Source organism: Pseudomonas helleri (assembly GCF_045830615.1).
Taxonomy (GTDB): domain Bacteria; phylum Pseudomonadota; class Gammaproteobacteria; order Pseudomonadales; family Pseudomonadaceae; genus Aquipseudomonas; species Aquipseudomonas helleri.
Genome location: NZ_CP174501.1, coordinates 1 through 26982, shown reverse-complemented (window position 1 = coordinate 26982; position 26982 = coordinate 1). Strand labels below are relative to the sequence as shown.

Genomic DNA, 26982 nt, shown 5'->3' with positions numbered 1-26982 from the left:
CATTAGACGGTAACGCCGTGCATGGGAATAGTTGCGCCTTTTTTCGCCTGCCAAAGAGCCAGTCCGGCTCGATTTGGGCGACCTTCTACGGGGGTACAGCTTGGTCTTTTTTGCGCTCTTGAGCGCTCTAGTCCGAGCCTGTACCCGAGTCCACTTGAAGTAAGGGTAATGACATGAAGAAGGCAAAACTTAGCCTCGCCTGGCAGATCCTAATCGGTCTGGTCCTCGGGATTGCAATCGGCGCACTGCTCAACCATTTCAGTGCTGAAAAGGCCTGGTGGATCAGTAACGTCCTGCAACCTGCAGGCGATATCTTTATCCGTCTGATCAAGATGATCGTAATCCCAATCGTGATTTCTTCACTGGTTGTCGGGATTGCAGGCGTGGGGGATGCGAAGAAACTCGGTCGCATCGGTCTAAAAACAATTATTTACTTCGAAGTGGTCACCACCATCGCGATCCTGGTCGGCCTGGTGTTGGCCAACGTGTTCCACCCGGGCGCCGGGATAGACATGAGCACGCTGGGCACGGTGGATATTTCCAAATATCAAGCCACTGCCGCTGAGGTGCAGCATGAACACGCGTTCATCGAGACCATCCTCAACCTGATCCCGTCCAACATCTTCGCAGCCATGGCTCGCGGTGAGATGCTGCCGATCATCTTCTTCTCGGTACTGTTCGGTCTTGGCTTGTCGAGCCTGAACGCCGAGCTGCGCGACCCGCTGGTGAAAACCTTCCAGGGCGTGTCCGAGTCGATGTTCAAAGTCACTCACATGATCATGAACTACGCGCCAATCGGTGTGTTTGCGCTGATCGCCGTGACCGTCGCCAACTTCGGCTTCGCCTCGCTGGTGCCATTGGCCAAGCTGGTGGTGCTGGTGTACGCGGCCATCCTCTTCTTCGCCTTCGCGGTACTGGGCCTGATCGCCAAGCTGTTCGGCTTCTCGGTGATCAAGCTGATGCGCATCTTCAAAGATGAACTGGTCCTGGCTTACTCCACCGCCAGCTCCGAAACCGTGTTGCCACGCGTGATCGAGAAGATGGAAGCCTACGGTTGCCCGAAAGCGATTTGCAGCTTCGTGGTACCGACCGGTTACTCGTTCAACCTCGACGGTTCGACCCTGTACCAAAGCATCGCGGCCATCTTTATTGCCCAGCTGTACGGCATCGACCTGTCGATCAGCCAGCAACTGCTGCTGGTGCTGACCCTGATGGTCACCTCCAAAGGCATCGCCGGCGTACCGGGCGTGTCCTTCGTGGTTCTGCTGGCCACCTTGGGCAGCGTGGGCATCCCGCTGGAAGGCCTGGCCTTCATCGCCGGTGTAGACCGTGTGATGGACATGGCGCGTACCGCCCTCAACGTCATCGGTAACGCCTTGGCCGTACTGGTCATCTCGCGCTGGGAAGGCATGTACGACGCCGCCAAAGGCGAGCGCTACTGGAACTCGCTGCCGCACTGGCGCAGCAAGGAAGCCGCCAAAGGTTAATCACCTTCGCCTGGCGCTTCACTCCCCAAACCCCGGACTTGTCCGGGGTTTGTTGTTTTAGGCGTCACGACTTTTCCTCTCCTGTAGCCGCTGCCGAGGAACGAAGGCTGCGATGGGTTGCGCAGTGACCCCAAACGGCGGTCCTGCGGCCCGCATCGCAGCCTTCGTTCCTCGGCAGCGACTACAGGTTTTGCGAGTTCTGCGTTGAACACCATTTTGCCAACCTCCCGACGTTTGTCGTTTCTGAGGTCTGGCCGGTATCATCTGCCGCACTTATTAGGAGTATCCCGATGCTTAACGGCCTATGGCTCAGCTTTTTCCTTGTCGCCACGGTGTCGGCGTTTGCCCAATGGCTGGTCGGGGGAAATGCCGGGATCTTCGCGGCCATCGTTGAAAGCATCTTTGCCATGGCCAAGTTGTCGGTTGAGGTGATGGTGCTGCTGTTTGGCACGCTGACGCTGTGGCTGGGGTTTCTGCGGATTGCCGAAAAGGCCGGCATCGTCGACTGGCTGGGCAGGGCGCTGGGGCCGCTGTTCAAGCGCCTGATGCCGGAAGTCCCGCCCGGCCACCCGGCCCTGGGCTTTATCACCCTGAACTTCGCTGCCAACGGCCTGGGCCTGGACAATGCCGCCACGCCGATCGGCCTCAAGGCCATGCGCGCGCTGCAAGAGCTGAATCCCAGCCCGACCAGCGCCAGTAATGCGCAAATCCTCTTCTTGGTGCTCAACGCCTCGTCGCTGACCCTGCTGCCCGTCACGATCTTTATGTACCGTGCCCAACAAGGCGCGCCAGACCCCACGCTGGTGTTCCTGCCGATCCTGCTGGCCACCAGCGCCTCGACCCTGGTGGGCCTCTTCTCGGTGGCCATCGTACAGCGCCTGCGCTTATGGGACCCGGTGGTGCTGGCGTACCTGATACCCGGCGCACTGATTCTGGCGGGCTTTATGGCGCTGCTGGCGAGCCTGTCAGCGGCGGCGCTGGCGAGTTTGTCATCGATCCTCGGCAACCTGACGCTATTCGGGCTGATCATGCTGTTTCTGGTGATCGGTGCGCTGCGCAAGGTCAAGGTTTACGAGGCGTTTGTCGAAGGCGCCAAAGAAGGCTTCGACGTAGCCAAAAACCTGCTGCCGTACCTGGTGGCGATGCTCTGCGCAGTGGGCGTATTGCGCGCTTCGGGCGCACTGGACTTTGGCCTGGACGGCATTCGCCATCTGGTCGAATGGCTGGGCTGGGACACGCGCTTTGTCGATGCGCTGCCCACGGCGATGGTCAAACCGTTTTCAGGCAGCGCGGCGCGGGCGTTGCTGATTGAAACCATGCAAACCAAAGGCGTCGACAGCTTCCCGGCTCTGGTGGCCGCGACCGTACAGGGCAGCACGGAAACCACCTTCTATGTGCTGGCGGTGTACTTCGGTGCGGTCGGCATCCAGCGCGCCCGCCACGCCGTGAGCTGCGCCTTGCTGGCAGAGTTCTCAGGCGTGGTGGCAGCGATTGCGGTGTGCTACTGGTTCTTCGGCTAAACCGCGTAGGAGCGAGCTTGCCTCGCGATCTTTTGATCTTAAAGAAGATCGCGAGGCAAGCTCGCTCCTACGGATTGGGGCTCAAGCCTTCGGCTTTTTACGCGGCTTGAGGTACTTGGTCAGGCCCTGAAACCAGATGACCTGCGCCGGATTACCCTTAATCTGAATCGACTTGTCCTGGATCCCGGTCATAAACGCCAGTTGCTTGTTCTTGGCCTGCATCGTGGCGAAACCATAGGCGGCATCTTTAAAGGCGATGGCAAACACCGGGTCCGGGTATAAGCCCGAGTGGCTGGTAATACGCTGGTTTTTGACTTTGAAGTGACGGGCGACTTTGCCATCGAGGGTTTGCAGCTGGAACACCATGTCTTTATCAACCAGTTGCTGTTGAAAAGCAGGGTTTTTACGGCTGGCTTTGCCCATCAGAAAGCCCAGCATCCAGAGCAGAAAACGAAATTTCATGTACGCGGCCTCGGGGAATAAATAAAGAGCCGGCGCAGTTTAACGATTTGAGCGAAGAACGCCACATATCCAAATAATTAGGCGCAGATAGACGGGTTTTTGCCACTTATGACCGCATGATCGGCCAATTTACTCTCAAGAACGGGCAAGCCAGCTTGCCCGCTCCTCTAAAACCAGCCCCGCTTAAGGGTTGACGCTGTCTTTAAGGAATTTGCCAGGCTTGAAGGCCACGGTGTTGCTGGCTTTGATGGTCACTGGCTGACCGGTCTGCGGGTTCTGCCCGGTCCGTGCACCGCGATGGCGCTGGATAAACGTACCGAAACCGACCAGCGTGACGCTGTCTTTGCGGTGCAGGGCGTTGGTGATTTCTTCGAGCACTGCATTGAGTACGCGGCTGGCTTGCTCTTTGGTGAGGTCAGCCTTTTCAGCGATAGCGGCGGCGAGTTCTGGTTTACGCATGATGAAGCCTCTTTGACGGTTTTTTGTTGTTATGTCCGTGCTGCTCTTCTATGGAGCAGCATCCAAGGCGCCGCAGGCTCTACTCTGCGGCAGACCGGTGTGAGAATGGCACGCGACCAAGTCACGCGCCACCCTCAGCAGGCGCTTTGTTGAGGCAAGGCAATGACATTTACGACAAAAGGTAGAGTGTTTACGCCAACAGCGCAGGCAACTCTTTGTTCAGCGCCAGTTTCTCGCGAACCGCCTCGCCGGTGAGGGCATAGCCGAGCAGCTTGCCGTCTGCATCGCGGCACAGCGCTTTGATGTCGGCACCCTGACCTTCCACCGTCCACACACCTTCGCAACCACGCGGCACCGGCGACACCACCAGCGGGCACACCGGTGTTTTCACTGTAATCGGCATGGCCCCGTAGCTGACCGTTGTCGGGTTGCCCGCCAGGGTCTGCGCCAGCGCCCGTGCGCAACTCATCAGCGGCATTACGTAAAGCAGGCTTAAACCGTCGACCTGCGCGCAGTCGCCCAGCGCGTAGATGTTGGCGTGGGAGGTTTTAAGATGGCGGTCCACTTCGATACCGCGGTTGATCCGCAGGCCGGCAGCGGCAGCCAAATCGGTGCGCGGGCGCAAACCAATGGCTGACACCACCACATCACAGGCGACCACGCTGGCGTCCGACAAGTGCGCCTCAAGGCCATCCTCGGTGCGCTGCAAACGCGTGAGCACCGGCCCGAGATGAAAACGCGCACCCAGGCTTTCCAGGCCCGATTGCACGGCGGCCGCAGCCGCAGGGTGCAGCAGCGTCGGCATCACTTGTTCGCACGGCGCCACCAGGTCGACCTCATAGCCCCCCGCGATCAAGTCGTTGGCGAACTCGCAACCGATCAGGCCCACACCTAGAATCAGCACACGGCGCTTGCCCGCGGCCGCTGCACGAAAGCGGGCGTAGTCTTCCAGGTCATTGATCGAGAAGATCGCATCCTGAGCATCGCCTTCGACCGGCACCTGCACCGATTGCGCGCCCCAGGCCAAAATCAGATCGCGGTAAGGCACGGCTTCTTCACCGATCCACAGTTGCTTGTGGCCAGGATCAATCCCGCTGACGCGGGTGTGGGTGCGCACCTGCGCCTTGAGCTGCTCGGCCATGGCGCCGGGCAAAGCCATGCTCAAGCCGTCGGCTTCTTTGTTTTTGCCAAAGCCGGTGGACAGCATCGGCTTGGAGTAGGAACGCCCGTCATCGGACGTGATCAACAGCAGCGGTGTTTCGCTGTCCAGCTTGCGAAACTCCCGGGCCAGGTTATAGCCAGCCAGCCCAGTGCCAACGATCACAACAGGTGCGCTCATTCCAATCTCCAGAGTCAATCAATTCAAAAATAAGGCGGATCAGCCGATTTCGATCATCTCGAAATCCATTTTGCCAACGCCGCAGTCCGGGCACAGCCAGTCTTCAGGTACGTCCTGCCACAGCGTACCGGGCGCAATACCGTCATCCGGCCAGCCATCGGCTTCGTTGTAAATCAGTCCACAAACAATGCATTGCCACTTTTTCATGGGGGTATTTCCTTTCGCTCAGGCGTGGGCGAGGGCACAGACTCTTATCAATCGGTTGTGTTACTCGCAAAATTCAGGCCGTTTGTACTGATCAACACCGACAGATGCAAGCCCGACGACTGCCTGATGGCACTCTGGCGCTCAAGCAAGGACCAGCGTGATAAGCTCGCCCGCCTCAATGGCTGCCAATTATGACCCACTGTGCCGCACATAACTTCTACGCTGGTCTCGCCTGTCTGGCTTGAGCAAAGCGAACTTCCTGCACCGCCTGACGAACAGATCCTCGACTGGTTGTTCGACCAAGGCTCCCTGACTCAACGTCTTACCGCACTTTCAGACGGTTCCTTCAGCGTGCTGCCGCTTTTCGAAGGTTGGCAGACACTTCGTGCCGACGAATGCACGGCCCTCGATTTGCCTGAAAACAGCCAGGGCTGGGTGCGCGAAGTGTATTTACGCGGCCATCAGCAAGCGTGGGTATTCGCCCGCAGCGTCGCCGCGAAAAGCGTCCTGCAAATAGGCGGCTTCGACATGGAAGCGCTGGGCGCGCGCTCACTGGGCGGCTTGCTGTTCAGCGATAACGCCTTTGAGCGCGGGCCGATGCAGGTGTGCCAATACCCGCGCGGCGGCTTGCCCGTGGCTGATCAGGCAGACGGCCTGTGGGCACGCCGCTCGCGTTTTTCCCGGGGCCCGTTGAGTGTGCTGGTGGCCGAAGTTTTTTTACCTAACCTGTGGGCCGCCCTGAGTGCCCGGCCGGAGAACAACTGATGTACGTGAGCCTGCTCAAATCACTTAATCGCTTGAACCCGCGCGCCTGGGACTTTATCCAACTGACCCGCATGGACAAGCCCATCGGCATTTACCTGCTGTTGTGGCCGACCTTGTGGGCCTTGTGGATTGCCGCCAAGGGCGTGCCTTCGCTGGGTATCCTGCTGATTTTTGTGTTCGGCGTGATCCTGACCCGCGCAGGCGGTTGCGTGATCAACGACTTTGCCGACCGCAAGGTCGATGGCCACGTCAAACGTACCGAACAGCGGCCGTTGGTCAGCGGAAAAATCAGCAGCAAAGAAGCCTTGGTGTTCTTTGCGCTGCTCATGGGCATCAGCTTCCTGCTGGTGTTATGCACCAACGCCACCACCGTATGGCTGTCATTCGGCGGCCTGGCCCTGGCGGCGAGCTACCCGTTTATGAAGCGCTACACCTACTACCCGCAAGTGGTACTGGGCGCAGCGTTCTCGTGGGGCATGCCCATGGCCTTCACCGCCCAGACCGACAGCCTGCCAGCGGCGGCGTGGCTGCTGTACATCGCCAACCTGCTGTGGACCGTGGCCTACGACACCTACTACGCCATGACCGACCGCGACGACGACCTGAAAATCGGCGTTAAATCCACCGCCATCCTGTTTGGCGACGCCGACCGCGTGATCATCCTCGGCCTGCAAGGCTTGTCGTTGGGCTGCCTGCTGCTGGCCGGCGTGCAATTCGACCTCGGCGGCTGGTTCCACCTCGGCCTGCTGGTGGCTGCGGGCTGCTACCTGTGGGAATTCTGGTACACCCGCAACCGCGAACCCCAGCGCTGCTTCCAGGCGTTCCTGCACAACCACTGGGCCGGATTGGCGATCTTCGTGGGCATCGTGCTGAATTACGCACTGAACTAACCCAGCCCCCCCTGTAGGAGCGAGCTTGTCTCGCGATCTTTTGATCTTTAAAAGATCGCGAGACAAGCTCGCTCCTACAGTTAACCCAGTGCAGGCCTGCAAATGAGGCTTGATAACAACCCTTTACATACTTGTAGGTTAATTCATACAAAATAATTGGCAATGTCCTACATGGTAAGACGTTGCGAATTACCGTACCTGCAATTATAAATAAATCATTCAAATAACACTTATAGATACCAATTTTTAGAAACTGCTACTGTGTCATGTCTATTTATTCAATTCGGCTATAACTCACCAACAAGTTCGAACACTAACCGTCGATACTTGAGCAAGGAGTCAGTATGTCGCACGATTTAAATAATATTTCCGGCGCCTGTAGTGTACCGACCAGCACTTCTATTAATTTGAAATATAAAGCAAAAATAGCATCAGTATCACCGGGGGAGCATCGACATAATTTTGAGTTATCCGAGCATTGCTTTTTAGGCATCAGCCTCGAAAACAGTCATTTCCATCCCGAAAAACTGGCGAGCATTGTGCAATGGATTTCGCGGCGTTTTACCCAGTGCACTGTGCTGGTGGGAGACAGCATTCACCGCCTGACCCTCCAGTCTGTACATGACATGCATCCCTCTATAGCGCTGACCACAGCCCTGCAATTGGGTAAGCGTTTTGTCGGTGAAAGCCAGCCCGTATTTGAGCATTTTCGCGCGCTCACACAATTTCGCTTTATCACCTGCCAAGGGGTTCAGGCCCTGGCAAGTTATCAGCACTTGCATGCTCAACTCACGCACCTCTATCGAGCCGACGCCGCGTTCAGTCAGTCCGTCAAATGTTTTGCTGAGCACTACTTGCGTAAAAGGCTGGAAGCCTCGACCCCTGCCGAATGGGCACGCAAGGTCGGTTTTTCGACAGCGTACTTTCTTGAAGAATTTGCCATTTTTGCCTGCCTGCAGCAGCAGGGGCACAGCGTGATGATCTACCCCGGCTCGTTCAGCACCTTATCGGAGATAGCTCAGGGTCTACACCCCCAGGCTCCTGATGAACTCAAGGCGCTGACCATCGTTTCTCTGTGCCTCAAAGGACGGTGAATATGCGCCACTCAACCAGGCCAACCTCAGCGGGCCAGCTCTATAGCGAGCTTTACCACAAACGTGTCGATACGCGCCCCGTGGGCACAACCGCTCAATTGATCTGTGCCTGGATTGAAGGCGGCCGGTTGGGGTTTGCCAATGATCAGGATCGGCGGCAAGCGTTTGCCGACGGCGTTTTCTTACTGACTATCCCGGCAAAACTGGACATCACGGCCGCCGATCAATTCGCTAGCGAGTTTTACCGGGGAGATGCCAGCCCGTATGGGCATTTCAAAAACATTAGGGCCAACCAGTTTGACGATGAACTGCTGGGATTCCATCAGCGCGTCGACCAGATTGAGCAGTTTTTGCTGGAACGCCGGTTTTGGAGTCGCTACTACCCAACTGAAATTACCCGGATAGCCGAGAAAATGACCGAATTATCCCGGCTGATCCTGGGCGCCGCACTGGACTACGCCGGCATACCGAAACACCTCTGGCCTCAAGCCACTGGCTGTTGCTCACAAGGCGCAGGGGCTTATCACCTGACCTTCAACCATTACCGCGCGCAGTTACCAGAGGCGGGGTTGAGCTCGCACAAAGATGATGGTTTTTTGACAATTCTGCGCACCACTCAACCTGGACTTGAGGTAAACCGCCTTGATCGTTGGGAGTCCGTTAAATGTGCGCCTGATACATTCGTGATCAACTTCGGGCTGTCAATGGAGTGGTTAACGGCTCATTGCGATTCGCCAGTGGCTGCTATCTTGCATCGAGTAACGCACCAAGCCCAAGACCGCATTAGTTTTGGGCACTTCAGTTCCAGTAACTTTATACCCCATGACCACGGCATCTTTTCTTATTACCCAACACGGGGCCTGGAACGCATCTGTGATGCTCGAGAATTAATTAACAATAATGACCAGGAGATTTACCAAGGCACTGTCAATGCAGGAGGCGCGCAAAATGAAAACACACAAGATTAATATGCAGCGTGCCATTATTTATCAAGACGCTTTACTATTTAAAACGCCATTCAGTTTACGCGCGGCCATAGAGCAAGGTTTATTTTTACTGAAAATCCCGGAAACGTTAAATCTTGAGCCGGGCATAAAACTGTGCCGCGAGTTTTATTTACCCGCCACGTCTTCCACCCGCTATCGCGGCTTCCGTCCTCAGACCGATATTTATTTCGATCGCGAACATTTTCAGACTGAACATCTGTTAGTCGATAAAACGCGCTGGGCCACACGCCTGCCAGGTGCCGTGGTGAAAATGGTGCTCGCAATGGACGCGCTTGGCCAGGTGATTCTTCAGACAGCCTTGCGCGAACTTGGAGTGGCTCAGGCGCTATGGGCATCCGCCAGTGGTGGCGCCGTGACAGGCCAGGGCACCCATTGGTTTGCCGCGAGCCATTACCGTCCCGAACGCCATTTGCCGGGCTGTGCAGAACATCAGGACACCGGTTTTGTGACGCTGCTGTACACCCGCCAATCAGGCCTTGAGGCATTCATCGACGGGGGGTGGCAGCCTATTGAGCCTGAACCTGGGTATTTCATTGTCAACTTCGGCGCGTGCCTTGAATTACTCAGTGCGCAACTGCCGCTTTCGGCTCGAGCCATTAAGCATCGTGTGCGCGAGTGCCCGGCGCTGCCGGGACAAGAAGACCGCTTCTCGTTTGCCACGTTCATCAATCCTCCCGCCAGCGCTGACCTCTACGAAGTGCAACCTTTGGGCGAGTTGCGACGGCTGATGAGTGCTGAAGCATTCCTTCGTCGATTCAACGAGCGCACCTGGCAAGACCGGCATGCCTCATTCGGCATCCTCTCTGAACAGACTCAGGGCACGCCCAATGAATAAACAATGCCCGCCTTTTGCCGGACTTATTGCGCATCATCCAGGACCTTGCCCCGTGCGCGGGCATGGCGACGAGTTCCACATTGCAACGTCTGTGCAAGGCTTGCCCGCCACTGAGTACTTTAAGGTCAGCGGAATTCGTCACTGCGCTGAACAGTCAGGCGGCCTTTGCAGTTTCTGGATGGGCGAACAACTGGCGCTTTATCAGATGGACAATCGTGCGCTATTCAATGATGAAGACCTTGCGCCCTCAACCGATGCCAATCATGAGTTGTTCGGTGGCTTTTTGGGCTCGTTGCACATCAGTGACCCATTGCGCTCGCAAAAACGTCGGGCAGTGGAGCATGTGCTCGGGAGTCAGCGTTTTATCGACAGCATAAAAGACGATATTCGTCGTTTGGCAGCAGTCTTTTTGCACCAATGCCCGCGCACTCCGATGTGCATGGAGAAATTGACCTTATTGTGGGTCAGTCAAATTGATAGCTATCTACCAGGCATCCTGGACTGCACGATAAAAAGCCTGGACCAGTACCTGCAAGACGATCAGTTCAGGGACGTGGTCAGCGGATTCTTCGAACAGGCCTCCAAGGTCATCAGTCATGACGACAGGCTCGCGCTAAAGCAGCATGAAGCCTTGAAACCGTTCATCAAAGACCTGCTGCTCACCAACTTCGACGCCATTGAACAAGCGCCCCTGACCAACCTGATCCTTGGCCATTTCGCCCTTTGGGCGCTGCCTTTTACCCGGAAAAACATTGAAAACCTGAGTACGGAGCGGGCGCTGGAGATCGGCACAATCATCATTGCAACCTATGACACTACGGCGCTTAGCCTGTTGTGGTCGCTGGCGTACATCGAGACCTCTGCCCACGTTAAACGTGAGGTCCTGTTAGCGGCCTCAGACAGTTGCACTCAAGCACCAAACGTTATTGATCTGGCGGTCATGGAAGCGCTGCGTCTAGGAGGCTCCAACCCAACAGCGCTTTGGCGTCGGACGCTTAAGCCGTGCGAAATCGAACATGCAGGTCAGCGCGTGCTAGTCCCCGAGGACACCCAGTTGTGGCTGGACCGCTGGCAGGCCAATAGAGATCCTCACATTTTTACCCAGCCTGAAGCTTTCGATGTCACCCATATTCTGGCACTGCAAAAAAAGGACGACACAGCCCACGCGCTCTGCACCTCACTGTTGGCGCGCAATCGCTATGACATCAACTCGTTCAGCATGCTCAACACCCGGCGCAACCCACGCAAATGCCCAGGCCGTCTTTTCTCAGTCAACATTCAAGGATTGTTGCTACGTGAGCTTTATGGCCGCTTTGAGGTCAGCAGCGAAGGTATCGACCTCAGTCTGCGACGCCATTGCGCGATGCCCAAGCCCGCACAGCCAGGCGTATTGACCCTGCGCCCCAAACACTGTGGAGATCAGAGCGATGGTTAATCGCCACACTGCTACCTACCGGGACAGCCTGACATTGCCTTCACCGTTGCATCAGGCCCACGCACAGGCCATGTACCCGCCCTGTGCTCTGGAGCGGGCACGACTTGCGGGCACGAAATTGGTCTTCGATTCGCCCAATGGGTTTGCCCGTGGGCTTGAGCAAGGTTTCTTTTTGCTGAAAATGCCCCAAGGCTTGGTGTGTAAGGCCGCTGATCAATTTGCACAGCAGTTTTACCTGCCCCAAAACGGCTTTCTCGACATGGACGTGCCCGGGCTCTATCAGGGCTATTTCGACCGCCCCCACGATCAATGGGAAAACTTCTACATCGAGCGCGCCAATTGGCACTTGTTACCCCAATCAGTGGCGATAGTGGGTACTCAAATGGCAGCCATCGGCATCAGTGTGCTGCGCAGCACCTTGGCCCACCTCAAGCTCCCGGTCCGCGACTGGCCTTTCATTTCGTCAGGTCTTAGCGAGAACGGCGGGCATCAGATGCTGGCATTCAACCATTTTCGGTCGTCAAAAAAGGCTCGCGGCTGCAAATTTCACCGCGATTCGGGGTGGGTGACGGTACTTCGCTCTACCGAGCCCGGCTTATATGCGTGGATTAACGGGCAGATACGGGCGATCAACCCGGAACCAGGCTACTTCATCATCAATTTCGGCAGTTCCTTCGAGGTGCTGACCGCAAGGCTTGAAACACCCGTCAGGGCCAATATTCACGGCGTTGCGCAACTCGAACCCCGTGAGCCAGGACTCGAAAGAACCTCATATGCGCTTTTTCTCGACTCGGCGCTCGACGGCACTATCTACCAATACCGTCATGGCCGGGCTGTGGTGCTGCAAAGCGTGGCGGACTTTGCCGAGCAGGAAGTCGCACGTACCTACGACAGGACACACACGCTGTAACAACGGGCAAGGTTATCCACAGGCCCTGATATCCAAAGATGGACGCTTCAGTGGAGGTAGCATGAGCTTATCCGCAGCCGATCAACCCCGTGCGATAGCGTTGCCCCGAGCACGTTTGACCCACCACGGCCTGGCCTTCAGCAAGAGCACGCTTGAACAGGCGCTAAGCCTTGGCGCATTTTTGCTGGAAATCCCGCAGGGTGTAGACCTGAACCAGGGCTTTGAGTTGTGCCGTAATTTTTATCAACCCCGGCTAGACACTCTGGATCGAATGCGCGGCCATCGTGAGCATGCCCACCCACGCTCAAAGTTAGGCTACGAAGATCGCCCCAATCAGGTCGAACAACTGCAAATCGAGAGCCATCTGTGGCACGAGTATTTTGCATTGCCTGTAACCGAGTTACTGGAGGCCATGAAAATCCTGACGGTACAGGTCTTGCGTCATTTGTTTGAGGCCTCAGCGGTGCGCAAGGAGCACTGGGCAACCATCACCGGGGCAACGCTGGACGAGACAAGCCTGTGTTACACAACCCTCAACCACTACCGTGCCTGTGTCAGAGGCACGCTGGGGATCGTCGAACACACTGACAGCGGTTTTATCACCCTGATCGCAGCCGATCAGCCAGGATTCGAAATCCTCCACAAGGGCGTGTGGCAAGCCGTTGCACTGGAGCCACGCTGTTTTATCGTCAACTTGGGCGACGCCTATCAAATCCTGACAGCCCATTTGCCCTTGCCTGGCCGGGCCGTCTTGCACCGCGTTATCGAAACCCGGCCCTCAGCGCAGGCGCCGGATCGGTCGTCATTTACGGTGTACATGGGGCCTGACTTTGATATGGACCTCTATCAATACAACCCATCGGGCGCCTTGGACAGGTATCAGTCGTTCAAAGCCTTTTCAGTGCAAAAAGCGCAAGGAATGGGCTATGCCTTCCATTCCCGCGTGTAATCGCCCGTGGCAACAAGCCACGCTGACCAATCATGGCCTGCAATTTGATCAGGCCAACGGCATGCAACAGGCGCTACTCGACGGTTTTTTCTTCGTTGAGCCCTCCGCGCCAATTGACCTTGCGCCGGGAGATCGATTCGCCCGCCACTTTTATTTGCCCCCGCCTCCAAACGAGCCACGCGGCTGCGCTTATCGCGGATTTAAAACCCAAACCGAAACCGAACTCGGCCCTCTTCAAGGGTATTTCTGCAGAGATGCAGATCAGACAGAACAATTCTTTTTGCGCAGCACACATTGGCAACAGCTGTTTCCCCAAGCACTGTGCAGCTTGGCGCAACATCTGAAAGCCTTGGCCATCGAGGTGATGCTGGCCGTACTGAAGCATCTGGATATTCCACGCGCACTTTGGCTCAAAGCTACAGGGCACTGCATGACCCAGGCGGGTACCCATACGTTAACGTTCAATCATTTTCGCCCCCACGTAAAAGCGCGCGGCTTGAACGTTCACAAAGACTCCGGCTGGGTCACGGTGTTGCGCTCACTGGAGCCTGGGCTTGAGGTTTTGCGCGAGGGTATCTGGTGCCCGATTGACCCCCGGCCCGGGTGTTTTATCGTCAACTTCGGATGCGCGATGGAAATCCTGACCCGACACACAGCCAGGCCCGTCGCAGCAGTCGCGCACAGGGTTGTGCAGCAGCGACCTGAACATGCCAGAGAGGACCGTTTTTCATACGCGTTGTTTCTCGACAGCAGCCTCGACAAACAGATGTGCGAAGGCCTTTACACCTATAAGCCAGAGCATGGCCTTGAGTTAGTGGCCGACTTTGAGCAGTTCCTCACATCCATTCTTGACCAGACGTACCAACCCCATTCAGTGGGCTTGTATTGAACGCCAACCCGCAGGTGGCCATGAAATCGACTTCTGAACGGTCTCAACGTCTGGCATTACTGGCCTTTTCAGCCGGGATTTTTTGTATTCAACTGGATGCGTTTGCATTGAATTTGGCGCTGCTGCCCATCGCCCATGACTTTGCGGCGTCGGTAGCACACGTTAAATGGGTGGTGAGTGGTTATTTGCTCTGCGTCGGTACGTTGATGCTGGCTGCCGGCCGCTTGAGTGATGGTATTGGCCATCGCCGTATGTTGCGCACAGGGCTGTCGCTGTTCGGCCTGGCGTCATTACTGTGTGCCGTTACGCCGACACTGAACGGGCTAATTGCTGCGCGTGTGCTTCAGGGCATCGGCGCCGCCTGCATCATGCCCTCGGGCCTCGCACTGTTGAGCCATGTGTACCCCAGTGCACGTCGCGGTCGGGCAATGGGTTTGGCGTTAGGGCTTGGGGCCATCGCCACGGTGATTGGCCCTTTTATAGGGGCTGCAATGAGCCAATGGTTCAGTTGGCGGTTTATTTTCTGGATCAATGTGCCCGTGGTGCTGTTCGCACTCGGGTGTTGCTGGCCAATAGCCGGGCAACACCCGTCAGGCGAGCGCGCAGCCGTGGATGGGCTGGGGTTGCTGTTGGTCAGTGTAGGGCTGGTCGCCTTCGGCTTCTTGCTGGATGAACTGGGCACTCGCGCATGGGTAAGCCCGCAAACGGTCTTGATCGTCAGCGCAATGGTGCTCAGTTTCAGTCTGTTTGCCTGGCGCGAAAAACACGCCGCCACCCCTCTGATCGCGACTTGCCTGTTTCGCAATGCACCGTACTGGATGCTGACGTTAGCCGGGGCCGTGGTGAATACCTCGACGGTGGTGCATCTGTTTGTGGTGCCGTTGTCGTTGCAAAGTGTGTGGGGGTTGAGCCCCTTGCAAGCAGGTATCGCATTCCTTGGCTCGGCGGTGCTTCTGGCCTGCGGTGGGCCCATTGCTGGCCGCATCCCGTCATCTTGCGCAGTGAGAGCGATGGCTACCTGCCTGTGCGCCAGCGCGGCGTTACTGCTGGGCGCTGCGTTTGCACTAAGCGAATGGCTCTATCTGCTGCTGGTCACCTTATGTGGAGGATTTCTAGGGGTCGCCAATGCGCTGACATTAATCGCGACGCAAGCTGTTGTGGGTGAGCACGTAACGGGTGTGGCCAGCGGCCTGACCAAAACCATCATCACCTTGGCGGCAGGCTTCGGTGTCATTCTCGCTGGACGCAGCACGGGCGAAATGCTGGACATTCAGGGGGTATTTACCAGCCTCGCCCTTTGTTGTTTCGTTGCCAGCTTGATGTTGTGGGCAGGGCAGCGGTATTGGGGCGGGCACACAGGTCAGCAACCTGTGGATAAGTTAACTGGCCGGTAGCTCAGCGGGTAGAGCGCACTCTTGATAAGGGTGAGGTGGAAGGTTCGAGCCCTTCCCGGCCAATCATTGCTTTCAACGCTGCATGGGCAGTGACTGCTTCGACGACCACGGGCAGTAACACCCCACCGCCAGGGTGTGGGTGGCGTTGACGCTGCGGCCTTGGGTCAAGGCTTGCAGCACAGGTTCGATGAAGCTGTTGCTGGCGTTGCAGGTGGCGCCTTCGCTGTAGGGGCCGAAGTAGGCCAGTTGGCCGCTGCGGTCCCAGATGGCAACCGCCGGGCTGACGCTCAGGTGTTCGGCGCCGGGCAGGGCGGTCAGGGGTTTGATCGCACCCAGGCTGGCAGGCAACTGGCCCTGGCTGCCGGGCTTTTGGACGGCATAGAACTCAACGCCCTGTGGGACGTAGGTCGCCAGCAGTTCGCTCAAGTGTTGCTGGTTGCCGACATTGCACGGGCAGGCCGGGTCCCAGAAGTGCACCACGCGAATCGGCCCGGGGCCCGAGAGGTCTGCGGGCAGGGCCAGCACGTCCCCGGCAAACAAAACAGTCTGATCGTTGAACGCACGGATGTAACGCCCCTCAAACCACTGGTAGGCGGCCCACACACCCACGGCGCAGGTCAGCACCAACAGCCAGGCAAACCAGGTTTTAAGGGTCGTTATGGGCATGCTGAATGTTCCTGAAAGGGCGCGTAGCTTGCCATGCTTAAACTGACAGCAGAATATCGTCAGCTATAAAGACTGTTCTGCCTTCATGCCTTTCTGTTTGGAACCCCTATGTCTGTCGCGTTTTCCCCCGAGTCCTTGCGCCCCCATTTACAACCGTTGGTCGCAGGTCAGCCTTTATCGAGTGAGGATCTGGCATACCAGCATTTTTACGGGCTGGACTTTGCGCAGCGCGCAGTACCGGTCCGTCGTCAGTTGGGGCGCTTCAGTGCCGCAGGCTACGACTTGGTCAGCCAGGTGTGGTGGCCTGAGTCCACCCCCAAAGCCACGCTGTTTGTGATCCACGGTTTTTACGATCACATGGGGCTGTATCGGCATGTGATCGAGTGGGGGTTGAACCACGGTTTTGTGGTCATTGCCTGCGACTTGCCGGGCCATGGTCTGTCGAGCGGCGAGCGCGCCAGCATCGGCGACTTTTATCAGTACCAGGAGGCGCTGCAAGGCCTGTTTATCGAGGCCCAGTCGCTGAACCTGCCGCAGCCCTGGCACTTAATCGGGCAGAGCACCGGCGGTGCCGTGGTGCTGGACCATTTGCTTCATCACGGCGAGCAGAGCCCGGCCCAGGGCCAGGCCATCTTGCTGGCGCCGCTGGTGCGACCCAAAGACTGGCAGTGGTCCAAGTTCAGCTATTACCTGCTCAGGCCCTTTGTTAAAGGCATTGAGCGGCGCTTCAGCGAGAACACCAATGACCCCGACTTCATGCCGTTTTTGCAGGCCGATCCGCTACAGCCCGTGCGCCTGCCCACCGCCTGGGTCGGCGCCATGGCGCGCTGGATCCCTCGCGTCGAGGCCTTGCCGCCGAGCGCCCGCCAGCCCTTGGTGATTCAGGGCCAGGCGGATAAAACCGTTGATTGGGAACACAACCTCAAGGTGCTGGACGCCAAGTTCAATCACCCGCAGGTGCTGCTGATTCCCCAGGCCCGTCACCATCTGGCCAATGAAACTGCCGACATTCGGGCGCAGTATTTTGCGTTTCTGGATCAGCACTTTTGACCTCAAAACGACCCTGTAGGAGCGAGCTTGCCTCGCGATCTTTTGATTTTTAAAGATCAAGAGATCGCGAGGCAAGCTCGCTCCTACTATCAATCCGGGATCGGCAGGTTCAGGCTTTCTTTGACTTCTTCCATCACGATGTAGCTCTTGGACTCCCGCACGTGGGGCAGCTTGAGCAAAATGTCGCCCAGCAGTTTGCGGTACGAGGCCATCTCGCTGATCCGCGCCTTGACCAAATAGTCGAAGTCACCGGACACCAGGTGGCACTCCAGCACATGGGGCAGTTTCAGAACGGCGCGTCGGAATTCTTCAAATGTGTCGCCAGATTTGTAGTCGAGGCTGATTTCGACAAACACCAGCAAACTGCCCTGCAAGTGCTGCGGGTTGAGCCGGGCGTTGTAGCCCATGATGATCCCTTCGCGCTCCAGCCTGCGTACGCGCTCGGTGCAGGGCGTGGTCGACAGCCCGACTTTCTCGCCCAGCTCGGTAAACGAGATGCGCCCGTCGGCCTGCAGAATGCGCAAAATATTGCGGTCGATCTTGTCTAATTCACGCTTTGTTTGGTGATTTGTACGCATAGGAGATTCTCCTTTGTCAAAAGCGTTTTGGCCGAGAATTGTCGCCAAATATAGCTGGTTATACAGTGAAACTCACTGGCTAAAGCTTCTTATACTGCGCGCATCTTCGCTTTGAATAATAAACGTCTGCGGCGGGCCGCGATGAGGGATAAAAATATGCGCGTTATGGTATTGGGTGGCGGCGTGATTGGCACAGCCAGCGCCTATTATCTGGCCCGAGCCGGGTTCGACGTGGTCGTGGTAGACCGTCAGCCTGCCGTGGCAATGGAAACCAGCTTTGCCAACGCCGGCCAGGTTTCGCCTGGCTATGCCTCACCGTGGGCCGCGCCGGGCGTGCCGCTCAAAGCCATCAAGTGGCTGATGGAGCGCCACGCACCGTTGGCGATCAAGGCCACTGGCGACATCGACCAATACCTGTGGATGGCGCAGATGCTGCGCAACTGCACCGCCAGCCGTTATGCCGTGAACAAAGAGCGCATGGTGCGTCTGTCCGAGTACAGCCGTGACTGCCTCGATGAACTGCGCGCAGAAACCGGCATTGCCTACGAGGCCCGCAACCTCGGTACCACGCAACTGTTCCGCACCCAGGCGCAACTGGACGGCGCGGCCAAAGACATCGCCGTACTCAAAGAGTCGGGCGTGCCGTTTGAGCTGCTCGACCGTGAAGGCATCGCCCGTGTTGAACCGGCGCTGGCCAGCGTCACCAACATTCTGTCCGGCGCCTTGCGCCTGCCGAATGACCAAACTGGCGACTGCCAGATGTTTACCACCCGCCTGGCTGAAATGGCCATTCAACTGGGTGTCGAATTCCGCTTCGGACAGGACATTCAGCGCCTGGACTACGCAGGCGATCGCATCAATGGCGTGATGATCGACGGCAAGCTCGAAACCGCTGACCGCTACGTGCTGGCCCTGGGCAGCTACTCGCCACAAATGCTCAAGCCGCTGGGTATCAAGGCGCCGGTTTACCCGCTCAAGGGTTACTCGCTGACCATCCCGATCACCAACCCGGCCATGGCCCCGACCTCGACCATTCTGGACGAAACCTTCAAGATCGCGATCACCCGTTTCGACAACCGCATTCGCGTCGGCGGCATGGCGGAAATCGCCGGGTTTGACCTGTCGCTGAAGCCACAACGGCGCGAAACCCTGGAACTGTGCGTCAACGACCTTTACCCTCAGGGCGGCGATTTGAGCAAGGCCAGTTTCTGGACCGGCCTGCGTCCAGCCACCCCGGACGGCACACCGATTGTGGGCGCGACCCCGTTCAAAAACCTGTTCCTGAACACCGGTCATGGCACACTCGGCTGGACCATGGCGTGCGGCTCTGGTCGCTTCCTCGCTGACGTGATGGCCAAAAAGACCCCACAAATCAGCGCCGAAGGCCTCGATATTTCTCGTTACGGCAACCACCAGGAGACTGCAAAACATGGCAATCCAGCGCCAGCTCACCAATGACCGCATGAGCCAGATCGTGGCTCATAACGGCACCGTTTACCTGTCCGGGCAAGTCGGCGACGACATGAACGCAGGGATTGAGCAGCAGACCCGCGAAACCCTGACAAACATCGAGCGTTTGCTGGATCTGGCAGGCACCGACAAAAGCCACATTCTGTCGGTGACCATCTACCTCAAAGACATTGATGCTGACTTCGCGGGCATGAACAGTGTGTGGGACAAGTGGCTGCCAAAAGGCGTGCAACCGGCCCGCGCCACCGTAGAAGCCAAACTGTGCGAACCCGAGATTCTGGTGGAATTGTCGGTGGTGGCTGCACTGCCTTAACGTCACCGTTGCCAAGCAAAGTCCCTCTTGCGGTGCGGTACGCGGTTAACGCCGCGGTACGCACCGTTTTTTTATTCAACTGCCGTTAGAAGCCTGCCGCCATGCGCCCAGCCCGTGCCCTGATCGACCTTCAAGCCCTGCGACACAACTACCAACTGGCCCGTGAAGTGACGGGGGCCAAAGCCCTCGCGGTGATCAAGGCCGATGCCTACGGCCACGGCGCCGTGCGTTGCGCCCAAGCCCTGGAAGCCGAGGCCGATGGTTTTGCGGTGGCCTGTATCGAAGAAGCACTGGAACTGCGCGCCGCCGGCATTCGCGCGCCGATTCTGCTGCTCGAAGGTTTTTTTGAAGCCGATGAACTGCCGCTGATCGTCGAACATGACTTGTGGTGCGTCGTGCATTCGCTCTGGCAACTCGATGCTATCGAGCAGGCCACACTGGCCAAGCCGATTCAGGTGTGGCTCAAGCTCGACACCGGCATGCACCGCGTCGGCTTGCACCCAAGCGAGTACAAAAGCGCTTACCAACGCCTGCAAGCCAGCGGCAAAGTCACGAAGATCGTGCTGATGAGCCACTTCGCCCGCGCCGATGAACTCGACAGCCTGCGCAGCGTCGAGCAGGTGGCGGTGTTCCTGGCGGCTCGTGACGACTTGTCTGCCGAAGTCAGCTTGCGCAACTCACCTGCCATTCTGGGCTGGCCAAGCGTGCCGAGCGACTGGGTGCGCCCCGGCCTGATGCTCTACGGTGCTACCCCCTTTGAACAAGACCACCCACTGGCCGCACGCCTGCAACCAGTGATGACCGTGGAGTCCAAAGTCATTTGCGTACGCGAACTGCCCGCCGGTGAACCGGTGGGCTATGGCGCAAAATTCATCACCCCCAAACCGATGCGCATCGGCGTCGTCGCCATGGGTTATGCCGACGGCTACCCGCGTCATGCACCGACCGGCACGCCGGTACTGGTGGCCGGCCAGCGCAGCCAATTGCTCGGCCGGGTGTCGATGGACATGCTGTGCATCGACCTCACGGATGTGCCCGACGCCGGTCTGGGTTCGACCGTTGAGTTGTGGGGCAAAAACATTCTTGCCAGCGAACTCGCGGAAAAAGCTGAAACCATTCCCTACCAAATTTTTTGCAACCTGAAACGAGTGCCACGGCTCTATTCCGGGAGCTGATGGGTTGTATGCAAAATGCAGGGCTGACCGGGCTCTCAGGTTTCAAGTCAAAGTGTTGTAAATACTGAACACTATCGCCATGATGGCGCCATCTTGACCTGAATCTGATCCCTGGAGGCTCCTGCATTGGACGTCGGTGAACGACTGCAATCCATCCGCAAAATCAAAGGTTTGTCACAGCGCGAGCTTGCCAAGCGCGCCGGCGTGACCAACAGCACCATTTCGATGATCGAAAAGAACAGCGTGAGCCCGTCCATAAGCTCCCTGAGAAAAGTGCTGAGTGGCATTCCCATGTCTATGGTGGAGTTTTTTTCCGAAGAGATTCTTCAGGAAAAACCGACCCAGATTGTCTACAAAGCCAATGAGCTGATCGACATCTCAGATGGTGCGGTGACCATGAAACTGGTCGGCCGGGCGCATCCGAGCCGGGCCATTGCCTTCCTCAACGAAATTTATCCACCGGGCGCTGACACCGGGGATGAAATGCTGACCCACGAAGGCGAAGAAACCGGGATCCTCGTCGAGGGCCGCCTGGAGTTGACTGTCGGTCTGGAGACGTTCGTGCTGGAAGCCGGTGACAGCTACTACTTCGAGAGCTCGAAACCGCACCGTTTCCGCAACCCGTTCGACGTAGCGGCGCGACTAATCAGCGCAGCCACCCCCGCGAACTTCTAAGCAAAGCGTCGCCCTGCACAGCTCTGGCGGCGCCCGCGACATTCATCGGTCACGCCTATTCCCCTTCTAAAATTAGGGTTGTTTCAGTGCGTCTGGCTAATCGGTATACTTTCGCCGCCTGCAAAACCGTGGTTGTGGGCGTGAATAGCCACCATTGAGGGTGTACGCGTGAACCTAATTATGAAAATGCTGGCCGTACCAGCAACAGTACTGGCCCTTTGGGCTGCCAACGCCCAGGCCACAACGTCGGCTGATGAGATAGCAAAACGCCTGGAGCCTGTGGGTAAAGTCTGCATTCAAGGCCAGGAATGTGCCGCGGGTGGAGGTGGCGCGACCGCAGCCGCGAGCGGGGGAGGCATGAGCCCCGATGACGTGATCGCCAAACACTGCACTGCTTGCCACAGCATTGGCTTGCTGGAAGCGCCGAAAATCGGCGACACCGCTGCCTGGAAAGCCCGCGCCGACAAAGAAGGCGGCCTTGATGGCCTCTTGGCCAAGGCGATTACCGGGCTCAACGCCATGCCGCCAAAAGGCACGTGCGGCGAATGCAGCGACGCCGAGCTCAAAGCCGCGATCCAGAAAATGTCTGGCTTATAACTCCCCGCCGTCTCTTACCTCGCGATGTTTTGATGGTTTAAAAGATCGCGAGGCAAGCTCGCTCCTACAGTTTGAAAGTGTTTGCGCCTTGCGCTTTGCAACCAACTCCGGTCACTCTCGGTCTATTCGCTAGACACGCAAGTTCCTGGAGGATCCGATGGTGCAATCCTGTTCGATCGAGCGCGCAGTCGATGAAGCACTGTCTCGGCTGCCCACCCACATCCACTTGGGCTTGCCCTTGGGCCTGGGCAAAGCCAATCGCTTTGTGAACGCGCTGTATCAGCGAATCAAGCAACTGCCCGAACGCCAACTAACCATCTACACCGCCTTGAGCCTGGGCCGCCCGGCGCTGGGCGACGGCTTGCAAAAGCGCTTTCTGCAACCATTCGTAGAGCGCGTGTTTGGCGACTATATCGAGCTGGATTACCTCGCCGACCTGCACCGCGACAGCCTGCCGCCCAACATCAACGTCGAGCAGTTTTTCATGCAGCCAGGCAGCTTGCTCAACAGCCCACCGGCGCAACAGGATTACGTCAGCAGCAACTACAGCCACGCTGCCCGCGACATCAACGCCAACGGCTTGAACCTGGTGGCGCAACTGGTGGCCCGTAACCCCCAGGCCCCGGATCGCCTGAGCCTGAGCTGCAACCCGGACATCACCCTCGACCTCTTGCCGATGATCACCAAGCGCCGTGAGGCGGGCGAAACCATCCTGCTGCTCGGCCAGGTGCACAGCGACTTGCCCTACATGCCCGGCGACTCAGAACTCGATGCAGACGCTTTCGACCTGCTGATCGACGACGAAGAGCGCACCACGCTGTTTTCCACGCCCAGCATGCCGGTCAACCTGCAAGACCACTTTATTGGCCACCATGCCAGCACCTTGATCCGTGACGGCGGCACCCTGCAAATCGGCATCGGCGCCATGGGCGATGCGCTGACCGCCTCGCTGCTCGCACGCCAGGCGGACAACGAAGGTTATTGCGCCTTGCTCGACGACCTGGACATCAGCCCGTGGCGTAACCTGATTGAGCGCGAAGGCGGGATAGAACCCTTTGCCCAGGGCCTGTATGGCTGCAGCGAAATGTTTGTGCACGGGCTGATGGTGCTGGTCGACGCCGGCATTGTGCGGCGCAAGGTGTACCCCGATGTCGAACGCCAGACCCAAGCCAACGCCGGTACCCTCGACGAAAGCCTGCACACCGATGGCATCAGCGTGCACGGCGGTTTTCTGCTGGGCCCGCAGGAGTTTTATCAGCGCTTGAACGAACTGCCCCACAGCAAGCGCGCCGAATTCAACATGACCGCCATCAGCTACATCAACGAGCTGTATGGCCAAGAAACGCTGAAGCGCTTGCAACGCCGCGATGCGCGCTTTGTGAACAGCGCGTTCACTGCGACCTTGCTGGGCGCCGGGGTGGCGGATCAGTTGCAAGACGGGCGTGTGCTCAGCGGAGTAGGGGGGCAATACAACTTTGTCGCGCAGGCCCATGCGCTGCACGATGCGCGCTCGGTGATCATCCTGCGCAGTTGGCGCGAGTCGGGCGGCGATGTCAGTTCCAACATCGTCTGGGAATATGGCCACTGTACGATCCCGCGCCATTTGCGCGACATCGTGGTTACTGAATACGGCATTGCTGATTTGCGCGGCAAAACCGACCGGCACGTGATCGAGGCACTGCTCAACATCACCGACTCACGTTTCCAGACCGAACTGATCGCCCAGGCGCAGCAGGTGGGCAAACTGCCCAAAGACTTTCAACTGCAACCGCGCTTTGCCGACAACAGCCCGGAACGCTTGCAGGCGATTGCTGCCCGCCATCCGCATTTATTCCCGGAGTACCCGCTGGGCAGCGATTTCAGCACCCAGGAGCAAGACTTGCTGCGCGCCTTGAACTGGCTCAAGAGCAAATTCAAGCTCACGCAACTCTACCGGCTTGGCAAGGCTGCCCTTGAAGCGCCGTCGCCGCAGGCGTTCCCCGAGCATCTGGCGCGCATGCAGCTCACAGACCCGGACGGGCTGCGCGAAGAGGTGTATCAGCGCGTACTGCTGGCGGGGTTGCAGGCGACTGCAAAAGCCCCCCACCACCACTGACCCCGTAGGAGCTGCCGCAGGCTGCGATCTTTTCATCTTTAAAAGATCGCAGCCTGCGGCAGCGGCTAACAGATCGGGGTAGTTACTCGATAAACGTCACTTGGCCGTCGGCCAGGGATTTAACCCGTGCCAGGGACTCAACGCGGTAGCCCTGCGAGTCCAGTTCGGCACGGCCGCCCTGGAACGACTTCTCGATCACGATGCCCAGGCCAGCCACGGTGGCGCCGGCTTGCTTGATGATCGAAATCAGCGCCTGGGACGCTTTGCCGTTCGCCAGGAAGTCATCGATGACCAGCACGCGGTCGGTGCTTTTCAGGTGACGCGGCGAGATGGCCACGGTGCTTTCCGTTTGCTTGGTGAACGAGTACACCGTCGCGGTCAGCAGGTTTTCAGTCAGGGTCAGGGACTGGTGCTTGCGTGCAAAGATCACCGGAACGCCCAGGTTCAGGCCGGTCATCACCGCCGGGGCAATGCCCGAGGCTTCGATGGTCACGATCTTGGTGATGCCCGCATCAGCGAACAAACGCGCGAACTCATCGCCGATTTCTCTCATCAGCTGTGGATCGATCTGGTGGTTCAAAAAGGCATCAACCTTCAAAACCTGATCGGAAAGCACGATGCCTTCTTCGCGAATTTTCTTGTGCAGTGCTTCCAACGTAACGTCCTCAAATAGCGCCTATGCGCTGAAGGTAGAGTAAAAAGTAGTCGATTTTAGCGTTTTAACATCGCGCGTATATCGGCCAATGCCGTATTTCCGCGAACCGCTTTCACTTCGGTGGGGGTGTCGTCATTGCCTTCCCAGGCCAGATCGTCCGGTGGCAACTCATCCAGGAAGCGGCTCGGCGCACAATCAATGATTTCGCCGTACTGCTTGCGCTTGGCTGCAAAGGTAAACGCCAGCGTCTGACGGGCGCGGGTAATGCCCACGTAGGCCAGTCGGCGTTCTTCTTCGATGGTGTCGGCTTCGATGCTGGAACGGTGCGGCAGGATCTCTTCTTCCATGCCCATGATGAACACGTAGGGGAATTCCAGGCCTTTGGAGGCGTGCAGCGTCATCATCTGCACGCCTTCGGCGCCGTCTTCCTCTTCTTGCTGGCGCTCGAGCATGTCGCGCAACACCAGCTTGCCGATGGCTTCTTCGACGGTCATGGCGCCGTCTTCGTCTTTCTCAAGGGTGTTTTTCAACGCCTCGACCAAAAACCAGACGTTGGACATGCGGTAATCCGCGGCCTTTTCGCTGGAGCTGTTGGTGCGCAGCCAGTTCTCGTAGTCGATGTCCATGATCATGCTGCGCAGCGCGGCAATCGGGTCTTCGCCCGCGCATTGTTCACGCACGCGGTCCATGAACCGTTTGAAACGGGCCAGGCGGTCGGTGAACCGGCTGTCCAGATGCTCGCCCAGACCGATTTCATCGGTGGCCGCGTACATCGAGATTTTGCGCTCGGTGGCGTAGTTACCGAGTTTTTCCAGCGTGGTCGAGCCGATCTCACGCCGTGGGACGTTGATCACCCGCAAGAAGGCGTTGTCGTCGTCCGGGTTCACAATCAGCCGGAAGTAGGCCATCAGGTCTTTCACTTCCTGACGCCCGAAGAAGCTGTTACCGCCCGACAGGCGGTAAGGGATCTGGTGGTGCTGCAACTTCAGTTCGATCAGTTTTGCTTGATAGTTGCCGCGATACAGAATCGCAAAATCGCTGTAAGGCCGGTCTGTGCGCAGGTGCAGGGTCAAAATCTCGACCGCGACGCGCTCGGCTTCGGCGTCTTCGTTGCGGCAACGAATCACACGAATTTCATCGCCGTGGCCCATCTCACTCCACAGCTGTTTCTCGAAGGCGTGCGGGTTGTTCGAAATCAGCACGTTGGCGCAGCGCAGAATACGGCTGGTGGAGCGATAGTTTTGCTCCAGCATCACCACTTTCAAGGACGGGTAATCGTCCTTGAGCAGCATCAGGTTTTCCGGGCGGGCGCCGCGCCAGGCGTAGATCGACTGATCATCATCGCCTACCACGGTGAACTGGTTGCGGCTGCCGATCAGGTACTTGACCAGCAAATACTGGCTGGCGTTGGTGTCCTGGTATTCGTCTACCAGCAGGTAGCGCACCTTGTTCTGCCACTTTTCGAGGATGTCGGCGTGCTCTTCAAAGAGCTTTACCGGCAGCAGGATCAGGTCGTCAAAGTCCACCGCGTTGTAGGCTTTGAGCGTGCGCTGGTAGTGGGTGTAGACGATGGCCGCCGTCTGTTCCTTGGGGTTGCGCGCATTTTCCAGGGCCTGAGGCGGCAGGATCAGGTCGTTTTTCCACGAGCCGATCATGTTCTTGATTTCGTCGACCCCGTCATCACCCGAGTATTCCTTTTGCATGATGTCGGTCATCAGCGCCTTGACGTCGGCCTCGTCAAAGATCGAAAAGCCCGGCTTGTACCCCAGCCGCGCGTGCTCCTTGCGGATGATGTTCAGCCCCAGGTTGTGGAACGTGCTGACCGTCAGGCCTCGGCCCTCACCTTTTTTGAGCAGCGTGCCCACGCGCTCCTTCATCTCGCGCGCCGCCTTGTTGGTAAAGGTCATGGCGACGATGTACTGGGCACGGATGCCGCAGTTCTGAATAAGGTGCGCGATTTTTCGGGTAATTACGCTGGTTTTGCCGGAGCCTGCACCGGCGAGCACCAAAAGAGGGCCGCCGACGTAGCTCACGGCTTCTTGCTGCCGGGGATTGAGTCGGGACAT

27 protein-coding genes and 1 tRNA gene are annotated in these 26982 nt (G+C 57.8%); 20 read left to right on the top strand and 8 right to left on the bottom strand.

Annotated features, from left to right (window positions below; translation table 11 throughout):
- Positions 1–173: 173 nt before the first annotated feature.
- A complete protein-coding gene (gene gltP, locus ACJJU9_RS00140; RefSeq protein WP_048372502.1) occupies positions 174–1487 on the top strand; it encodes a glutamate/aspartate:proton symporter GltP in 1314 nt (437 codons plus the stop codon).
- A gap of 290 nt (positions 1488–1777) precedes the next feature.
- Positions 1778–3007, top strand: coding sequence for a nucleoside recognition domain-containing protein (locus tag ACJJU9_RS00135; RefSeq protein ID WP_048372504.1), 1230 nt, complete (start codon positions 1778–1780; stop codon positions 3005–3007).
- 81 nt (positions 3008–3088) lie between these two features.
- Here ACJJU9_RS00135 and ACJJU9_RS00130 read toward each other — a convergent pair whose 3' ends face one another.
- The 4 genes from ACJJU9_RS00130 to ACJJU9_RS00115 form a co-directional block, all read right to left on the bottom strand.
- Positions 3089–3469 (bottom strand): hypothetical protein, encoded by a 381-nt coding sequence (locus ACJJU9_RS00130; RefSeq protein ID WP_048372505.1) that lies wholly within the window; start codon positions 3467–3469, stop codon positions 3089–3091.
- Positions 3470–3652: 183 nt separating this feature from the next.
- Positions 3653–3928, bottom strand: a complete 276-nt coding sequence (locus ACJJU9_RS00125; RefSeq protein ID WP_048372506.1) for an HU family DNA-binding protein — start codon at positions 3926–3928, stop codon at positions 3653–3655.
- 190 nt (positions 3929–4118) lie between these two features.
- Positions 4119–5267, bottom strand: a complete 1149-nt coding sequence (locus tag ACJJU9_RS00120) for an NAD(P)/FAD-dependent oxidoreductase (protein WP_407729806.1) — start codon at positions 5265–5267, stop codon at positions 4119–4121.
- Positions 5268–5306: 39 nt separating this feature from the next.
- Entirely contained in the window at positions 5307–5474 is a 168-nt protein-coding gene (locus tag ACJJU9_RS00115; RefSeq protein ID WP_002555879.1) for a rubredoxin, read from the bottom strand.
- Positions 5475–5675: 201 nt separating this feature from the next.
- Between ACJJU9_RS00115 and ACJJU9_RS00110 the strand changes: the two genes are divergently transcribed.
- From ACJJU9_RS00110 to ACJJU9_RS00060, 11 genes are all read left to right on the top strand, one after another.
- Entirely contained in the window at positions 5676–6239 is a 564-nt protein-coding gene (locus tag ACJJU9_RS00110) for a chorismate--pyruvate lyase family protein (RefSeq protein WP_407729805.1), read from the top strand.
- Positions 6239–7129, top strand: a complete 891-nt coding sequence (gene ubiA, locus ACJJU9_RS00105) for a 4-hydroxybenzoate octaprenyltransferase (protein WP_048372510.1) — start codon at positions 6239–6241, stop codon at positions 7127–7129. The genes ACJJU9_RS00110 and ubiA overlap by 1 nt, the downstream gene beginning before the upstream one ends.
- Positions 7130–7473: 344 nt before the next feature.
- Entirely contained in the window at positions 7474–8223 is a 750-nt protein-coding gene (locus ACJJU9_RS00100) for a tRNA-dependent cyclodipeptide synthase (RefSeq protein ID WP_123750683.1), read from the top strand.
- Positions 8224–8225: 2 nt separating this feature from the next.
- Complete coding sequence (locus tag ACJJU9_RS00095) at positions 8226–9191, top strand: 2OG-Fe(II) oxygenase family protein (RefSeq protein WP_407729804.1); 966 nt, start codon at positions 8226–8228, stop codon at positions 9189–9191.
- A complete protein-coding gene (locus ACJJU9_RS00090) occupies positions 9172–10065 on the top strand; it encodes a 2OG-Fe(II) oxygenase family protein (RefSeq protein ID WP_407729803.1) in 894 nt (297 codons plus the stop codon). Before ACJJU9_RS00095 ends, ACJJU9_RS00090 begins: the two co-directional genes overlap by 20 nt.
- The gene (locus ACJJU9_RS00085) at positions 10058–11500 is read left to right on the top strand and encodes a cytochrome P450 (RefSeq protein ID WP_185059635.1); all 1443 of its coding nucleotides are present in this window, start codon (positions 10058–10060) and stop codon (positions 11498–11500) included. The genes ACJJU9_RS00090 and ACJJU9_RS00085 overlap by 8 nt, the downstream gene beginning before the upstream one ends.
- Positions 11493–12410 carry a 2OG-Fe(II) oxygenase family protein gene (locus ACJJU9_RS00080; RefSeq protein WP_407729802.1) on the top strand — a complete coding sequence of 306 codons (918 nt, stop codon included), beginning with the start codon at positions 11493–11495 and terminating at the stop codon, positions 12408–12410. Before ACJJU9_RS00085 ends, ACJJU9_RS00080 begins: the two co-directional genes overlap by 8 nt.
- A 61-nt stretch (positions 12411–12471) precedes the next feature.
- Positions 12472–13359, top strand: coding sequence for a 2OG-Fe(II) oxygenase family protein (locus ACJJU9_RS00075; RefSeq protein ID WP_407729801.1), 888 nt, complete (start codon positions 12472–12474; stop codon positions 13357–13359).
- Positions 13337–14248: a 2OG-Fe(II) oxygenase family protein gene (locus ACJJU9_RS00070; protein ID WP_407729800.1), complete on the top strand. Its 912-nt coding sequence runs from the start codon at positions 13337–13339 to the stop codon at positions 14246–14248. Before ACJJU9_RS00075 ends, ACJJU9_RS00070 begins: the two co-directional genes overlap by 23 nt.
- 20 nt (positions 14249–14268) lie before the next feature.
- Entirely contained in the window at positions 14269–15642 is a 1374-nt protein-coding gene (locus tag ACJJU9_RS00065; RefSeq protein WP_407729799.1) for an MFS transporter, read from the top strand.
- Positions 15633–15705: transfer RNA gene (locus tag ACJJU9_RS00060), tRNA-Ile, on the top strand. The genes ACJJU9_RS00065 and ACJJU9_RS00060 overlap by 10 nt, the downstream gene beginning before the upstream one ends.
- Before the next feature lie 9 nt (positions 15706–15714).
- Here the strand turns inward: ACJJU9_RS00060 and ACJJU9_RS00055 are convergent.
- On the bottom strand, positions 15715–16308 hold the full coding sequence (locus ACJJU9_RS00055; RefSeq protein WP_407729798.1) for a DUF6436 domain-containing protein: 594 nt from the start codon (positions 16306–16308) through the stop codon (positions 15715–15717).
- A 108-nt stretch (positions 16309–16416) separates the two neighbouring features.
- Between ACJJU9_RS00055 and ACJJU9_RS00050 the strand changes: the two genes are divergently transcribed.
- On the top strand, positions 16417–17358 hold the full coding sequence (locus ACJJU9_RS00050; RefSeq protein WP_048372517.1) for an alpha/beta hydrolase: 942 nt from the start codon (positions 16417–16419) through the stop codon (positions 17356–17358).
- An 89-nt stretch (positions 17359–17447) separates the two neighbouring features.
- Here ACJJU9_RS00050 and ACJJU9_RS00045 read toward each other — a convergent pair whose 3' ends face one another.
- Complete coding sequence (locus ACJJU9_RS00045; protein WP_003437842.1) at positions 17448–17936, bottom strand: Lrp/AsnC ligand binding domain-containing protein; 489 nt, start codon at positions 17934–17936, stop codon at positions 17448–17450.
- 156 nt (positions 17937–18092) lie between these two features.
- Between ACJJU9_RS00045 and dadA the strand changes: the two genes are divergently transcribed.
- From dadA to ACJJU9_RS00015, 6 genes are all read left to right on the top strand, one after another.
- The gene (gene dadA, locus ACJJU9_RS00040) at positions 18093–19394 is read left to right on the top strand and encodes a D-amino acid dehydrogenase (protein ID WP_153327554.1); all 1302 of its coding nucleotides are present in this window, start codon (positions 18093–18095) and stop codon (positions 19392–19394) included.
- Positions 19366–19719: a RidA family protein gene (locus ACJJU9_RS00035; RefSeq protein ID WP_407729797.1), complete on the top strand. Its 354-nt coding sequence runs from the start codon at positions 19366–19368 to the stop codon at positions 19717–19719. The genes dadA and ACJJU9_RS00035 overlap by 29 nt, the downstream gene beginning before the upstream one ends.
- A 101-nt stretch (positions 19720–19820) precedes the next feature.
- Positions 19821–20894 (top strand): alanine racemase, encoded by a 1074-nt coding sequence (gene alr / locus ACJJU9_RS00030; protein WP_407729796.1) that lies wholly within the window; start codon positions 19821–19823, stop codon positions 20892–20894.
- Positions 20895–21020: 126 nt separating this feature from the next.
- Complete coding sequence (locus ACJJU9_RS00025) at positions 21021–21569, top strand: cupin domain-containing protein (protein ID WP_048372525.1); 549 nt, start codon at positions 21021–21023, stop codon at positions 21567–21569.
- Between the two features lie 180 nt (positions 21570–21749).
- Positions 21750–22166, top strand: a complete 417-nt coding sequence (locus tag ACJJU9_RS00020) for a cytochrome c5 family protein (protein WP_048387143.1) — start codon at positions 21750–21752, stop codon at positions 22164–22166.
- Positions 22167–22323: 157 nt separating this feature from the next.
- Positions 22324–24261, top strand: a complete 1938-nt coding sequence (locus tag ACJJU9_RS00015; RefSeq protein WP_407729795.1) for an acetyl-CoA hydrolase/transferase C-terminal domain-containing protein — start codon at positions 22324–22326, stop codon at positions 24259–24261.
- Between the two features lie 82 nt (positions 24262–24343).
- Here the strand turns inward: ACJJU9_RS00015 and ACJJU9_RS00010 are convergent, their stop codons facing one another.
- Positions 24344–24916, bottom strand: coding sequence for a xanthine phosphoribosyltransferase (locus ACJJU9_RS00010; protein ID WP_123750669.1), 573 nt, complete (start codon positions 24914–24916; stop codon positions 24344–24346).
- Between the two features lie 56 nt (positions 24917–24972).
- Complete coding sequence (rep, locus tag ACJJU9_RS00005) at positions 24973–26982, bottom strand: DNA helicase Rep (protein ID WP_048372620.1); 2010 nt, start codon at positions 26980–26982, stop codon at positions 24973–24975.